Genomic DNA, 15,122 nt, shown 5'->3' with positions numbered 1-15,122 from the left:
CGTAATAGATCGTGTCCTGAATGCCTGCCAGGTTTTCACTTTCCAGTTTTCAGCCAGCCAGCGGGCTGGTGGACGGCAGGCTTTATTGATATTGAACATATAGGGGCTGAGCTATGGATAATAAAGATACCCTGCAACCATCAGAGCACTATGAATTGCCGTTGTTGCCCCTCCGTGATGTGGTGGTCTACCCGCATATGGTGATCCCGCTGTTTGTCGGCAGGGAAAAATCCATCCAGGCGCTGGACCTGGCAATGTCTGGTGACAAGAGAATTCTGCTGGTAGCCCAGAAAAGTGCCCAGACCGATGAGCCTCAGGTGGAAGACCTGTTTTCTGTGGGCACCGTTGCCAGCATTCTGCAGTTGCTGAAGTTACCAGACGGAACGGTCAAGGTTCTGGTGGAAGGTGAGACCCGGGTAACGATTGACTCGGTCTATGAAGACGATGGGCTGGTTAAGGCGAAAGTTCATGAGCAGCTGTCAGAGCAGATCAGCGACCGGGAAGGTGAGCTGCTGGTTCGTTCTGTGATGTCTCAGTTTGAGCAGTATGTGCAATTGAGCAAGAAAGTACCGAATGAGGTGCTTAGCTCATTATCCGGTATCAAAGACCCGGCCAAGCTGGTGGATACCATCAGTGCACACATGCCCATGAAGATCGAAGACAAGCAGAAGATGCTTGAGATCATCGACCTGGGCGACCGGTTGGAGTATCTGATTGGTATTATGCAGGGTGAGATGGATTTTCTGCAGGTGGAAAAGAAAATCCGTGGTCGCGTCAAGAAACAGATGGAGCGCAGCCAGCGAGAGTATTACCTGAATGAGCAGATGAAAGCCATTCAGAAAGAGTTGGGGGATATGGACGATGCACCCAACGAGCTGGAAGAGCTGAAAGCGAAAATTGATCAGGCGGGGATGACCCTGGAGGCCAGGGAGAAAACCCTGGCGGAACTGGCCAAACTGAAAATGATGTCGCCGATGTCCGCAGAGGCGACGGTGGTCAGGGGCTATATTGACTGGATGCTCAGTGTTCCCTGGAAAAAGCGCAGCAAAGTCCGCCATGATATGAAGCGTGCCCAGGATATTCTTGAGGCTGATCACTATGGGCTGGAAGAGGTTAAGGAACGTATCCTTGAATATCTTGCCGTGCAGAAGCGGGTTCGTAAACTGAAGGGGCCTGTGCTCTGTCTGGTGGGACCTCCCGGGGTTGGTAAAACGTCACTGGGTGAGTCACTGGCCAGGGCGACGAATCGCAAGTTTGTCCGTATGGCGCTGGGTGGCGTTCGTGATGAAGCGGAAATCCGCGGTCACCGCAGGACTTACATTGGCTCCATGCCGGGTAAACTGATCCAGAAGATGGCTAAGGTTGAAGTGAAAAACCCGCTTATCCTGCTGGATGAAATCGACAAAATGGGCTCTGATATGCGTGGTGATCCGGCTTCAGCGTTGCTGGAGGTGCTGGACCCTGAGCAGAACAACTCATTCAATGACCACTATCTGGAAGTGGATTACGATCTTTCCGATGTTATGTTTGTCTGTACCTCCAACTCCATGGATATTCCCGGGCCATTGCTGGACCGTATGGAGGTGATCCGCATTCCGGGTTACACCGAGGATGAGAAACTCAATATTGCCAAGCGTTATCTGGTGCCCAAGCAAATCAAGCGCAGTGGCCTCCGTAAGGGCGAGCTGTCCTTTGCTGATGATGCAGTGCTGGATATCATCCGCTACTACACCAAAGAAGCCGGTGTCCGTGGACTTGAGCGGGAAATTGCCAAGGTCTGTCGCCGGGCGGTAAAACAGGAAGCGCTGTCTGAAAAGGACCGCAAGAGCGCCGTTACCACGGAAGTGCTTGAAGACTTCCTGGGGGTTCGCAAGTTCACCTATGGACGGGCTGAAGATCAGGATCAGATCGGTCAGGTAACCGGCCTGGCCTGGACATCGGTTGGCGGTGAGTTGCTGACCATTGAGTCGGTAGCGGTTCCCGGCAAAGGGCAGATTATCAAAACCGGCTCCCTGGGTGATGTGATGCAGGAGTCAATCCAGGCGGCATTGACGGTGGTTCGCTCCCGGGCAGCCGCCATGGGTATTGAGCCTGATTTTCATCAGAAGAACGATCTGCACATTCACGTTCCTGAAGGCGCGACGCCAAAAGATGGCCCAAGTGCGGGTATCGGTATGTGTACCGCCCTTGTGTCCATTCTGACCGGGATTCCGGTTCGGGCAGATGTTGCCATGACCGGTGAGATCACCCTCCGGGGACAAGTCCTTGCCATCGGAGGTCTGAAAGAGAAACTTCTGGCAGCCCACCGTGGTGGTATCAAGAAGGTGCTGATTCCTGAAGAGAACCGTCGCGACCTGAAAGAGATCCCTGACAATATCAAGGATGACCTGGAGATTATTCCGGTTCAGTGGATTGATGAAGTTCTGGAAGTAGCGCTGTCGTATATGCCCGAAGCACTGCCAGAAAAAGCACTGGAAGTTGCCGATTCCGAGCAGAAAACCGGGCAGAAAAGCGATGAACGTGTCAATACCCACTGACCGTTGAAGGTGAAGACCGCCCTGTATTGGGCGGTCGTTCAGTAATGACGGGGCTTTCCGGTGGATTCTTCAGTTGACATGACGGCCGGACGATTGGTATAAATTGCCGCTACTTCGGATCAGGAGTTAGCCCGGATTTTTCATAAACTGCCCCGATTCTCGCGCACGACCACATGGATGTGGGAGATAGGGCGACGCAGGATGCCAAAGCCGAGGACTTTGTCGCTCTAAGGGATTTTGTGAGGGAGCGCCGTACCGGGGAGTACGGTCGACTGAACAAAACTCCCTTAGAGCGGCAAAGGACAAGTGAGAGCGGGAGCATGTTTATGAAATATCCGGGCCAGGTCGAAGCCATAGAGTCAGGTTGTCAGCTCAACTGTCAGACAACTGTATGCTAATGCGGATAAAAGTAGACTTCTTTTACCGGAATGACCGGACAGCTAAAGACTGTAACCGGTGATTTGCTTTCCTATGACCCTCCAGACAAGAAACGCAGGAATGACTCTGCTTCCCCGATTTGATGAGCCTTCGGGCTACTGTCTTCAGTAGCTCCGGGGGAAGCGGGTTTCCCGCCAGACTTCTTGAATCCAGTCAGACAATTTGCTTGACGGCAGATTATCAGACTTCATACTGCCCCGGTGTTATCGTTCGCTGTCAGTGTTCGATGGTTGCCATTGGCATAATGAATTCTGGTGATTATTTTCAGTGGTATTAGATCAAATTGGCTGGTTGGCAGGCTATTAATGACGAAGGTGCATGTATGGTGCTTGTTTTTCACTGGAAAATGCAGCAGCATATCGGTCGCACCTGATAGGGTAGATGACAGAAGACCGGTAAATTACTCAGTTGCCAGCACGCTTTCTGTGTCTATCCTCTGTTAATGATTGAAAACGCATCCTACTTAGAAGGGGAATAGAGTGAACAAGTCCGAGCTTATTGATGCTATCGCTGCATCTGCAGACATTTCTAAGGCTGCCGCTGGTCGAGCCCTGGACGCCGTGATTAACTCTGTCACTGGTGCACTGAAAAATGGTGAGCAGGTTGTTCTGGTAGGTTTTGGCACATTTTCTGTGAAAGAGCGTGCCGCTCGTACCGGCCGTAACCCACAGACTGGTGAGCCGATTGAAATCGCCGCTGCCAGAATTCCAAGCTTCAAAGCTGGTAAGGCTCTTAAGGATGCCGTGAACTGATCTGGTACGGTTCACTGTTATAGTGCTTTAATCGGTTCTATTTCATCAGGTGGGCAAGGCAGGGTTCCACATGAATTATTCCAGGGGAGTTGTCTGCCGGTTCACCAGAAAGCGCATCCGATGATGCGCTTTTTTTTTTAAACCTGGTCTTCATCAGGCTGGGTGAGAAGAACAAGGGATATGCTCTGCTGTCTCAGCGGCCCTGGTACCTGAGGTTATTATGCTGCAATCGATGAGGGACAAAGCGAAGAGTTGGGTGACATTTGTTGTCGTCGGCATCATCGCTTTTATGATGGCCATTACTGGTCTGGAAACGCTTGCGCCCAATCCAAACAACCCGGAAGTGGCGTCAGTCAATGGTAAGGATATAACCCGGGCAGAGTTGGCTCAGGCTGTTGACCAGCAGCGGCGGGTTTTGATTCAGCAAATGGGCGGTCAGTTTGATCCTGCCATGCTGGACGATCAGTTACTGCAAAGCTCGGTTCTTGAAGCCCTGATTGATCGTCAGTTGTTACTGCAAAACGCTGAAGATCAGAAAATGGATATTGGCAAAGCCGAGATTGATAAGCTGATCGTATCCATGCCGCAGTTTCAGCAAAATGGCCGCTTTGATGCCGACCGTTTTCAGATGATGGTTCGCAGTTATGGTATGACACCATTGCAGTTCCGCGACGCCATCCGCGAAGAAACACTCTTGCAGCAATTACGCGCCGGGGTTGCCAATACCGAATTTGTGACTGCAGAAGAACTTAAACGACTGCAGAGTCTTGAAGGTCAGACCCGTGACCTCGCCTGGGTTATGCTGTCGGCGGAACCGGTTCGTCAGGCCATTACGCCTTCCGAAGAAGAGATCAGCACTTACTACCAGGCCAACTCGAATCAGTTCATGACGCCTGAGCAGGTTGTCGTAAACTACGTGGTTCTGAACAAGGCAGATATTGCCAGGGGTATCGACGTCTCTGCTGAAGATATTGAAGCTGAATACCAGTACCGTGTCGAACAGTTGCAGCAACAGTCTGGCAATAATGCCCATGTTTCCGTTATCTTGATTCAGACCGGTGAAGATCGCACCCTTGATGAAGCGAAAGCACGGGCCAATGAAGTGGTTGCCAAACTGCAAGCCGGAACCGATTTTGCCGAGTTAGCCAGGTCCTATTCTGATGATCCGATGACCGCTGAGAACGGCGGTGATCTGGGGGCTGTTGAGCCGGGCTTCTTTGGTGATGCTTTTGACAACACCGTTGCCGGTTTGAACGTTGGTCAGGTTTCTGAGCCTATTGAAACGGATTTCGGTATACAGATCCTGAAAGTGACCTCCCGTGATGAAGCGGATGTGCCATCGCTGAATGAGATGCGCGCAGATATTGAAGTGGCACTCAAGCAGAATGAAGTTGACTCCCTGTTCATTGAACAATCCAGACAGCTCGCAGATATCAGCTTTGAGGCTTCTGACCTGGCTCAGCCAGCAGAGCAGCTGGGCCTGACCGTATTGACCAGTGAGCCCTTTGGTCGAAAGGGCGCTGGATCGGGTATTGCCGCCGATCCCCGCGTATCAGCAGCGGCTTTCAGCGAAGATGTATTGGATCTCGGTGCCAATAGTGAGCTGATTGAGATTACTCCGGAACAGGCTGTTGTGGTCCGGGTTAAGGAGCACAAAAAACCTGAGCTTATCCCCCTTGCTGATGTGCAGGAAACCATCGTTAATGCCCTGAAGAACAGCCGCGCCCGGGAACAGCTGGCCAGCCGTGCAGAACAGATGGTAACGACCCTGCAGTCCGGAACAGCGCTGAACGTGCTGGCTGATGAGCAGAAGCTGGACGTGGTTGAGAGTCCTGCAACCAGCAGGAATATGCCCGGTGTGCCTGCACAGCTCCTGCAGGAAGCCTTTAAAATGCCTCACCCCGGAAATAGTGTCGCCTATCGTTCAGTCACTTTGGCAAATGGTGATTATGCAGTGGTTGGCCTGAGCGCCATCTACCCCGGTGAAGCAGTAGCAAATCCTGAGCAGCTCAAAGGGCTGGGTCAGTTTATGGCAGCAGGCAATGGGCGCGTAATGTTTGATGAGTACCTTGCCAGTCTGAAGGAGAGAGGTAAGGTAAAAATCCTGCTTGATAATCAGTAATGAATTGAGTTTGGATTCAACGTCCCGTAGGCCACCGAAAAGTGGCCTTTGTCATTAATAAGAAGCAGAAAAAATTGTCCTGATGGTTTTCCTGTTATCAGGTAGAGAGTAGCCATAGTCTTTGTGGTCATCTTCCTGCGGGCAAGTACAAGCACTCAATTATCGGATGGCGAGCATATCGACATGCTCACCCTGAGCCGCCGTAGCCGTTATCCTGATCTCCCCTTGCAGCGTCTCCTGCCATTGTTACACTGTTGGTTTCAGCTACGGTTTTCGGCAGTGGCCTAACAATAAGCGATATTGGGAAATAGTAATGTCAGATCAATTTATTAAATCAAAAGCGGCCATTGCCTGGGGGGCAGGCCAACCGTTGTCGATCGAAGAGGTTGATGTGATGTTGCCAAAGGCTGGCGAGGTGCTGGTTCGCATCGTTGCTACAGGTGTTTGCCATACCGATGCCTTTACCTTGTCCGGTGATGACCCGGAGGGGGTATTTCCTGCCATTCTTGGTCATGAGGGTGGCGGGATTGTCGAACAGGTGGGGGAGGGCGTGACCAGCGTTGCTGTTGGTGATCATGTCATTCCACTCTACACACCGGAGTGTGGTGAGTGTAAATTTTGCCGTTCAGGTAAAACCAACCTCTGCCAGAAAATACGTGAAACCCAGGGAAAGGGGCTGATGCCCGACGGTACGACCCGATTTTATAAGGATGGTCAGCCCATTTATCACTACATGGGGTGTTCGACATTTTCCGAGTATACCGTGTTACCCGAGATTTCACTGGCAAAAGTCAGCCCTGATGCACCGCTGGAAGAAGTCTGTCTGCTGGGTTGTGGAGTCACTACCGGTATGGGGGCCGTATTAAAGACCGCAAAGGTACAGCCCGGGGACACCGTTGCAGTCTTTGGTCTTGGCGGTATTGGTCTATCGGCCATCATTGGTGCCAGAATGGCCGGTGCTGGCAGGATTATCGGGATTGATATTAATGAGAAAAAATTTGAACTGGCCAGAAAGCTGGGAGCCACTGACTGTGTCAATTCAACATTGGTTGATAAACCGATTCAGGATGTGATCGTCGAGATGACCGATGGTGGTGTTGACTTTTCCTTTGAGTGTATCGGGAATGTTAACGTCATGCGTTCTGCACTTGAGTGCTGTCACAAAGGCTGGGGGGAGTCGGTTATCATCGGCGTTGCCGGTGCTGGCCAGGAAATAGCTACCCGCCCATTCCAGCTGGTGACCGGGCGTGTATGGCGTGGATCCGCATTTGGAGGGGTGAAAGGCCGTTCTGAGCTACCGGGCATTGTCGAGCAATATTTAGCGGGTGAATTCAGACTCGACGATTTTATCACCCATACCATGGCATTGGAGGAGATTAACAGGGCGTTTGATCTGATGCATCAGGGAGAGAGTATTCGCTCTGTGATCCATTACCGGCAATAACTGCACCATCGGTTATTTTTTTCACCGGGGCTTTACGGTTTTTTCAGTAAAGCCTGTCCCGTATTGAGCAAGGTCTATGTCTTTGGAGAATATCAGCAGTAATAAGCTGTTTGGTGGCTGGCATAAACAGTACACCCATGAGTCACGAACCCTTAACTGCAACATGCGTTTTGCCATCTACATGCCTCCTGAAAGCCAGAGCAAAACGGTGCCCGTTCTGTACTGGTTGTCCGGGCTGACCTGTACCGATGAGAATTTTATGCAGAAGTCGGGAGCCCAGCGGGTAGCTTCAGAGTTGGGCATTGCGATTGTTGCACCGGATACCAGCCCCAGGGGGGATGACGTTCCAGATGATCCTGACGCTGCCTACGACTTCGGGCTTGGTGCCGGGTTTTATGTGAATGCTACCCGGCAGCCATGGCGTCAGCACTATCAAATGTATGATTATGTGGTGTCTGAGCTGCCAGAACTCATTGAACAGCACTTTCCTGTAAATGATAAACGGAGTATTGCCGGCCATTCCATGGGGGGGCATGGTGCACTGGTGATTGCTTTGCGAAACCCTGATCGTTACTCATCGGTGTCTGCTTTCAGTCCGATCTGCAATCCGGTCAATGCGCCATGGGGACAAAAAGCATTTATGGGCTATCTTGGTAATGATCGCGAGCAATGGAAACACTATGATGCCTGTGAGCTGTTGAAAAGATCACCTGTAGCAGTTCCAACACTGGTGGATCAGGGCAGCAGTGATACCTTTTTGCACGAACAGTTGCACCTGGATGCATTAAAAAAAGCAGTTGCAGACAAAGGGTATCCAATGACCATAAGAATGCAGGAGGGATATGATCATTCCTATCATTTTATTGCCACGTTTATTGAGGATCACTTAAGATTTCACTCACAAAAGTTTTTATAGCTGACTGGAAAAGGTATTTACCGGTTTTCTGGCAAATACCTTATCCGGGCTTCTGGTAAAAATATAACTGGTTGGTTGGCTTTATGTGAAAGCAGCTTTAAGTAGTTAACCAAATGAAATTATATATCAATTATTACGCAAAAATTAATATGACAGGGTGGCAATAATGCTTGGTAATATAGCTTATCGAGAATGTATTCAGGGAATATTGTATAAAGAGTTAAGCAAGGATTCTGATGATATAACTCCGGAATTATCTAAATATCTTGTTGATGAATTAGAAAAAATACATGTTAAATCGCTTGAGGAATATTCAATCAGTTATGTTAATAAAAAGTTCGATACTATTACTAACTGTCAATATGTTCCTGTTCCTCTAATAGAAGACTTGGAGTTGCCGGGTGTATTAAAAGTGGTTCTCAATACTTCAGGGTTGTATGGTTATGATATTCAACGCAAAATAAATGGCGGTTTGAATCGAGAGTTTGCTAAAGATAATCCAAATCCATTTCATGCGAAAGTATGGCTGGATATTGGGGCGAAAATAGATGCTAAAGTCACAAATAAACTGAATTCAGGCTTGGAAAGAATGATAAAGAGTAATGAGCCCGTTTTTGCCGGAGGCTGGTTGTCTCTGGGGGCAATGATACCCGACCTTCAGCAGAAACTTAATGAAGGTTTAAAAACAGCTACTACAGTGGATAAAGCGAAAGAATGGTGCGATCTGGGAGCTTCGATAGATACTAACGTTCAACTGAAATTAAATGAATGGTTAAAACAATCCCTGAAGCAAAAAGATGTATCTGACGTAAAAGATTGTGTGGCAATGGGGGCCACCATAGAAAATCTTCAGCAACAACTTGACGATCTTCTGGCCAGTAAGCTTCATGAAGATAGACCTGACTCGACAGAAGTTATCTTTTTAAAACAAGCTGGTGCGGATATTAAACCTGAATTTCAAACAATTCTTGATTCAAATCTGGAAAGAGTTGCCCAAGAAAATAGCATTGTGCAATTTAAGCATTGGCTGGAACTGGGTGCCAAAAAAACCGATAAAACCAATCAATTTATAAATCTTGCCGCCCGGAGTTATGCGGAAGGTAATAATCCCCATGGTGTAAAAGAATGGGTGAGTTGCGGTGCAAACAACCCTTACAGTCAGGCTGATCTTAATACAATGCTCCTAACACAAATCCTTAATAATCGTCCTAATTCTGCTAGATGTCTCCTCGAACTGGGTGCGGAGGTTTGTTTTGATATACAAGCTGAGCTGAACGATGGATTACTCAGGGCAATAAATGAGGATGACAGACCTTATTTAATAAGAGAGTGGTTGGATATGGGTGCAAGATTGAATCGCGGGCAGTTTGTAGTTGATGCAGCTGATTGAGTAGAAAAAGTAGATATATCTAGTGAATTATCTAATAATTGAATTGCTGCTTCCATTCAACTTTTATTATAAAAGTTGCTGCCTGAGCCAGTCCAATCAATATTTATATCAAGATAGATGTTGTCACCTTCCAGATTTGATGGATTTTGCACAATTCCCATGCCAGACCAAGTGTGAACCTGAAGCTACAGTTGTTGGTAAGTAATTTCCCGGCAACTCCTGAAAATAGGAAATTCCAGAAATATTATTTGGGTCTGGGTTAAATATGTTCATTGGATTATTGAATTATAGGTTAAGACCACTTCATCCTGTTAAAGTTCCTTATTTATGGAACACCCTTCGGTGAGTCCTTCAGTGCTCTGCGTAAACGGGATTTTTTACTAAGCAGCCTTCTTGCACCCTTTGGCGCTGCCTTTGTTGTTCGTTCAGGTGCTGTTTTTGTTGCTCTCTTTTGTGCTGCCTATGGGGCTTAACGTTATTTTTCTTCTATCAATGCTCATAATTTAAAGCCCTGCCTTTTGTCCATCAGTGACGGCCGGGATTGCGGGTAGGGGGTCTGCGCTTTTGCGGGCGAACTTTAATTTTGTCATGCGCAGCCTGGTGATTAAGCCTTTCCACCCCGCCGGGTATAAGTTTGTCGTCTGCGGATTCAGGCTGTTTCGTTATTTTCTCTGGTTCCGTAACAGACGCTTCCTGATTGTCTTCTTTTGTACCGGCAGAATCATATTCAGCCTCGAACTCGCTGTCACTGCCCTGCGATTCCCCGGTTAACGCTCTTTTTGCCAATACCGATTTTAATTCAGCCTGCATATCTGAAGGGGCTGCGGTGCGCTCTTTGATGTTTGTCTTTACCAGCGCTTCTGGCTCCTGAGCTGTGGGAGCCTGAGAAATAGTGGCTGTATTCGATTTTTGCCAGTTTTGTACTTTCCGACGGTTGAAGAAGCAATTCGCAGCACTGGCCAGAGCCTTCATTTTTTTCATAGGGCCTTTGTGCGACTGCAAAGTTTCCGCGTAGACTCCTCTGGCGGCTTCGGTTCTCTCTGTTATTTTCATTATCTCTTTCCATGAGGTTTGTTAGTCTTTCATCGTACTATCGAACAGTAATCTTTAGTAGTTCTCTGGTATAAAGACGAAAAGTTCAGGCCTGCTTTTGTTGTTGGACGGGTTCTATACGCTCAATATCATCCTGCTCAGCCTGCTGTACTTTGAACAGATCCCATCGTTGCTGGAGGTTTAGCCAGAAGTCTGCGGACATGCCAAAAAAACGGGCAAGGCGCAGGGCTGTACTCGGGGTAAGCCCCCGTTTGCCATTGACTAGCTCATTAACCCGCTGATAAGGGACATGAATCGCAGCAGCAAGCTCTTGCTGGGTGATGTTCATTGGCAGTAGAAACTCCTCCCGCAACATTTCGCCAGGATGAGTGGGCGCTCGGTTGGTTGGAATACGCGTCATCATAGCCTCCTAATGGTAATCCGTGATTTCAACATCAGCCGGACCAGAGTCGCTCCAGACAAAACAAATCCGGTATTGATCGTTAAGCCGGATGCTGTATTGGCCTTTGCGATCCCCGGTCAATGCCTCCAGCCGATTGCCTGGCGGCACTTTCAGGTCATCAAGCGATACCGCCGAATCAAGCTGATCCAGCTTGCGGCGAACAAGACGTAACAGTGACTGAGGACAGGCTTTACGAGCATGACGGGACGCGATGCCGTTAAACAAATCCTCAGTGGCCTTATCTCTGAAAGAAATGATCATTTTGACATGATAGCACGGATGTCATGCTATTGGTGATTAGTCAGGGTAGTTGTTCAAGACGCTGAAACAGGACTGTTGGTCTGTCTATCCATGCTGTCATTGGTCTTCCTGTGATGATCAATAAAGAAACACGGTCAGACCGGATAAAGGCAGTACCTGCTGCAAAATTCATTTATTGTCATACGTTTGTTAACTACAAAGCGGCTGAAATTGACCCTGATTGGCTGTATGGAGATTTGCTTACCAGTGTTCGCCTTAAGGTTTGCAGAGATGCAGATATCAATAGAGTTATGGATGCTGGTGGTACTTTTGCTTTTTCATACTTTGGCCGTGAAGGATTGATGATTGGCGGCTTTGAAATTAACAAGCAGGATTGTGAGAATAAATCGGCGGTTAAAATTGAGCGCACAATTCAGTTGTCGTAGCAGTGAGGGGTTGTTTAAACCTCCACCCCCAACCGCTCAATCTCCCCATGGCACCGCTGCCAGTGTGGGTAATGTTTTTCCACCAGTAGCCAGAATGCCGGATTATGGCTCTTTTCCACCGTATGGCACAGTTCATGGACAATGACGTAATCCAACACTGACGGAGACAACTCCATACAGCGGGGGTGAAACTCAAGGATATTATCATCGGAACAACTGGCCCACCGGCCTTTGAACTTGAACAGCCGGGCCGAGACCGCCTGCAAACCCGTTGCCCGTTGCCAGTGACGAATGCGGGGCATCAGTTTCTCTTTGGCTTTATCACGATAAAACCCCTCAAGCGCCGGTTTCAGGGCTTTGCGGGAAATGCTGTACCCCTGGGGCGACTGAATAAAGAAACGGCTGTTACTGAAGCGGATCACCGGCTTGCTCAGTTCCGCAGCGGGTTGCACCTGGCAGTACCAGGTTTTGCCTCGGTAGAGAATCCGGCTGCCGGTGACGTACATCTCCTTGCAAGGCTGGTTCACTTCCTTCAATCGTTCCCGAATCCAGCGGGCCCGCTGGCGGATTAACTGCCGCTGTTCGGCTTCAGGAATGGCTCTGCCTCGCAACAACACCGGCCGACCGCGCTCGACGGTGATGTAGTGCCGCTTCAGCCCCGGTTCGGCCTGAAAAATCCACTCGATGGTGGTTGTCCCGTAAGCAATCAGCGGCATGGTGGTGGGCGTCCTGTCAGTTGTTCAGCAATATATGTAGCAGTTCGGTGGCGTGCTGACGAGCCACGGTCATATCCCAACCGGCCAGGGTTCGCAGCTGTTTGCGAATACAGGTTTGCAGTGGTTTGTGAATCTCCGTTTTCTCCTGCCATACCGGGCTGGCGATGGTCTGGCTGATTTCCTGATCGGCAAACAGCGCTTGTGTCCACACGGCAGCGGTTTCACCATCGTCGTTCAGTTGGCTGCGCAGATAGTCAAAAACCGCCACCTTGGCCGGGGTATTGAACCCGGCCTGCTGACCGCCCGCTGCTTTCTCCCGCACCTGCTGGCAGAACAGCTCCAGTTGCAGCAAAAACGCAGCCTGCTCAATGCGGTTGGCTTTTTCGTCCGCCAGCAGTTGCTCCAGTGCCTCCTGCAATTTTCCGAAGAAGCCGGGGTTCTTGCGCATGCCCACGGCAATGGTGTGCTTAAGCTGGTTCTTCATCACCAGCGCCTGACTGCCTGCGGCCTTGAGCTTGCGCAGGCGCTCCATATCACCGGCATCCAGAATGGAGACTTCTCGCCCGATCAGGCTGCGAACCTCATCGGTGGCGATGTAATCATCCAGCAGTTGTTGCAGCAGGGCCGACTCCAGTTGGCTCAGTGGCTGCTGGTAAGCGTCATCGGGCAGGCTTTGGCGCACCGCATCCTTGATCGCTGCCAGCACCTGAAAGAACGGTTTGTAGCGGGCACCCCGTTGATCGGGGAGTACGGTATCGAGGCGGGCATTAAACGCCTTGAAGGCTGCGAGGAAGTCATCCACCACATCCAGTCGTACGTCCGGGTCAAGGTATTGCTCCGCGTCGTTTTTGAAGAGTTCCGGCTGGTGGATCGGATCATGCTTTTTCGGCAACAGGTCCAGCACCTTTTGCAGCGCTGCTTCGAGCTTTGGCAGCTCGCTGTTGATATCGGTCCAGATTTGCTCCGGTTGCACGTCGCCGCTGTAGATTTTCAGGGCATCGTCCAGATACTCGACGACGCCGTAATAGTCGACAATGTACCCGGCATTCTTGCCTTTACGGGTGCGGTTCACCCGGGCGATGGCCTGTAGCAGGGTGTGCTCTTTGAGGGGTTTGTCCAGGTACAGGGTGCTGACAATGGGCGCATCCCAGCCGGTCAGCAGCATATCGGAGACGATCAGCAGGCCAATATTGCAAAACCGGATGCCCTGGCCATCGGGCGCATTGCTGTCATTCTGGCTTTCATCGCCGTAGGGTTTCTTGAACAGGTTGTTGACCAGCGCGGGAATCTCATCGCTGGGTACCGCCACCGGCACCTGACCGGCATTGCGCTCTGCCTTGATGCGCTCCTCGATGGTTTGCAGCGGCTTTTTAGGAATTGGCCCGAAATAATTCCGACATTTCTGAGCCTCGAAACTCCGTTCGTCCTGAGCCTGTCGAAGGGCGTGTACTCCGGCCTCGATTATCGTGCCAGTCACCCTTCGACCGTTCATCCTGAGCGGAGTCGAAGGGCGCTCAGGATGAACGGAGACCGAGTTTAAAATGTCGGAATTATTTAAGGACAATTCCTTATCCAGTTGGTATTGGCCAGCGGCTTCCTGCACCTGATCGGCACCGGTGCGGCTTTCGGTGATATTGCCCAGGGAGATCACCACCCGGCTCTCGAAAGTCTCCTGGCCATTGGCGGCCCGTTGCGCCATAAGCCGGTCGAGGGTGTCTTTATAACGCACCGCCATCTCCCGGCCGTTGCACACCAGCAAGCCCTTGAACCCCCGGGCTTTCACCGACGACAGAAAATGATCAACCAGATGCCGGGTATTGGCCTCGATACGATCACTTGCCGTGCGTCGTTTCTTCAACAGTGACTGTTTCAGTTTCGCTTGCCGACCTTCGTCCTCCTGCCCGAAGGTGTCGGTAAAGGCGCTATCGAGCTGGGCATCGGTGGTCAGCTCGGTCATGCCCTCCTGGTATTTGATGGGCAGGGTGGCACCATCGGCCACGGCTTCGTCAAGGCGGTAGGTGTCGATATAGTCCCCGGCACCGAACTCCCGCAGGGTGTCTTTGTCGTGTTTGGCAATGGGGGTGCCGGTGAAGGCGATAAACCTGGCATTGGGCAGGCTGGCCCGCATAAACGCCGCCAGAAAGCCGTACTGACTGCGGTGTGCTTCATCCACCAACACATAAAAGTTGGGCTTGGTGGAGAGCACCAGAAAATCGACCTTTTCCCGGCTGATCTCCTGCCAGAGCGGTGGCAGAGGTGTGCCGGTGTTGTCCAGTTGGCCGAAGTTAGTGTTGCTGTCTTCACAGATAAAATAGTCGCCACCGTCTTCTACCCGGCGGATACGGGTTTTGTGGTCGGCACTGTCTTCTTCCGGGTCGTGCCGGGCAGCTTTGATGGGTTTGCCATCGTGCTCCTGAAACTTCTGCACGGTGCTGGTGAAAATGCTGCCGTAGTCGTTGCCCAGTATCTGCTGTAACCCCGCCACCGACGGTGCCTTGAGGGGGTGCAGGCCGATATTGGTGAAGGTGTTGAAAATCTGCCGGTCCAGGTCGGTGCGGTCGGTTAACACCAGAATGCTGGGGTTATTCAGGCCAACACTTTCAGCCCGCAGGTAGCGGGCCAGATA

At 50.5% G+C, this 15,122-nt stretch carries 13 protein-coding genes; 7 read left to right on the top strand and 6 right to left on the bottom strand.

Going from position 1 to position 15,122, the window contains the following annotated elements; all coding sequences use genetic code 11:
* Positions 1 to 113 precede the first annotated feature (113 nt).
* On the top strand, positions 114 to 2,537 hold the full coding sequence (lon, locus tag ACO6V1_RS07935; RefSeq protein WP_422448225.1) for an endopeptidase La: 2,424 nt from the start codon (positions 114 to 116) through the stop codon (positions 2,535 to 2,537).
* A 625-nt stretch (positions 2,538 to 3,162) separates the two neighbouring features.
* Here lon and ACO6V1_RS07930 read toward each other — a convergent pair.
* Positions 3,163 to 3,333, bottom strand: coding sequence for a hypothetical protein (locus tag ACO6V1_RS07930; protein WP_422448223.1), 171 nt, complete (start codon positions 3,331 to 3,333; stop codon positions 3,163 to 3,165).
* A gap of 121 nt (positions 3,334 to 3,454) precedes the next feature.
* Here ACO6V1_RS07930 and hupB point away from each other — a divergent pair, with 121 nt between their 5' ends.
* From hupB to ACO6V1_RS07905, 5 genes are all read left to right on the top strand, one after another.
* Positions 3,455 to 3,727: a nucleoid-associated protein HU-beta gene (gene hupB, locus ACO6V1_RS07925; RefSeq protein WP_101746322.1), complete on the top strand. Its 273-nt coding sequence runs from the start codon at positions 3,455 to 3,457 to the stop codon at positions 3,725 to 3,727.
* 220 nt (positions 3,728 to 3,947) lie between these two features.
* Entirely contained in the window at positions 3,948 to 5,849 is a 1,902-nt protein-coding gene (locus tag ACO6V1_RS07920; RefSeq protein WP_422466427.1) for a SurA N-terminal domain-containing protein, read from the top strand.
* A gap of 313 nt (positions 5,850 to 6,162) precedes the next feature.
* On the top strand, positions 6,163 to 7,293 hold the full coding sequence (locus ACO6V1_RS07915; protein WP_422459828.1) for an S-(hydroxymethyl)glutathione dehydrogenase/class III alcohol dehydrogenase: 1,131 nt from the start codon (positions 6,163 to 6,165) through the stop codon (positions 7,291 to 7,293).
* A gap of 76 nt (positions 7,294 to 7,369) precedes the next feature.
* The gene (gene fghA, locus ACO6V1_RS07910; RefSeq protein WP_422448217.1) at positions 7,370 to 8,209 is read left to right on the top strand and encodes an S-formylglutathione hydrolase; all 840 of its coding nucleotides are present in this window, start codon (positions 7,370 to 7,372) and stop codon (positions 8,207 to 8,209) included.
* Between the two features lie 166 nt (positions 8,210 to 8,375).
* Positions 8,376 to 9,599 (top strand): hypothetical protein, encoded by a 1,224-nt coding sequence (locus ACO6V1_RS07905; protein ID WP_422466425.1) that lies wholly within the window; start codon positions 8,376 to 8,378, stop codon positions 9,597 to 9,599.
* A gap of 525 nt (positions 9,600 to 10,124) precedes the next feature.
* On the opposite strand, the gene ACO6V1_RS07900 is transcribed toward ACO6V1_RS07905, so the two are convergent.
* The 3 genes from ACO6V1_RS07900 to ACO6V1_RS07890 form a co-directional block, all read right to left on the bottom strand.
* Entirely contained in the window at positions 10,125 to 10,652 is a 528-nt protein-coding gene (locus tag ACO6V1_RS07900) for a hypothetical protein (protein WP_422448213.1), read from the bottom strand.
* A gap of 85 nt (positions 10,653 to 10,737) precedes the next feature.
* A complete protein-coding gene (locus tag ACO6V1_RS07895) occupies positions 10,738 to 11,055 on the bottom strand; it encodes a HigA family addiction module antitoxin (protein WP_422448211.1) in 318 nt (105 codons plus the stop codon).
* 6 nt (positions 11,056 to 11,061) lie between these two features.
* On the bottom strand, positions 11,062 to 11,355 hold the full coding sequence (locus ACO6V1_RS07890; RefSeq protein ID WP_422448209.1) for a type II toxin-antitoxin system RelE/ParE family toxin: 294 nt from the start codon (positions 11,353 to 11,355) through the stop codon (positions 11,062 to 11,064).
* Between the two features lie 113 nt (positions 11,356 to 11,468).
* On the opposite strand from ACO6V1_RS07890, the gene ACO6V1_RS07885 reads away from it, so the two are divergent.
* Complete coding sequence (locus ACO6V1_RS07885) at positions 11,469 to 11,780, top strand: hypothetical protein (RefSeq protein WP_422448207.1); 312 nt, start codon at positions 11,469 to 11,471, stop codon at positions 11,778 to 11,780.
* Between the two features lie 14 nt (positions 11,781 to 11,794).
* On the opposite strand, the gene ACO6V1_RS07880 is transcribed toward ACO6V1_RS07885, so the two are convergent.
* Both ACO6V1_RS07880 and ACO6V1_RS07875 read right to left on the bottom strand, forming a co-directional pair.
* Complete coding sequence (locus ACO6V1_RS07880; protein WP_422459822.1) at positions 11,795 to 12,496, bottom strand: M48 family metallopeptidase; 702 nt, start codon at positions 12,494 to 12,496, stop codon at positions 11,795 to 11,797.
* A gap of 16 nt (positions 12,497 to 12,512) precedes the next feature.
* A partial coding sequence (locus tag ACO6V1_RS07875) for a type I restriction enzyme subunit R domain-containing protein (RefSeq protein ID WP_422466423.1) occupies positions 12,513 to 15,122 on the bottom strand: 2,610 nt, incomplete at its 5' end.

Origin of the sequence: Endozoicomonas sp. ALC013, assembly GCF_049310205.1 — a bacterium.
Lineage (GTDB): Bacteria > Pseudomonadota > Gammaproteobacteria > Pseudomonadales > Endozoicomonadaceae > Endozoicomonas.
This window is presented reverse-complemented; position numbering and strand designations above follow the sequence as displayed.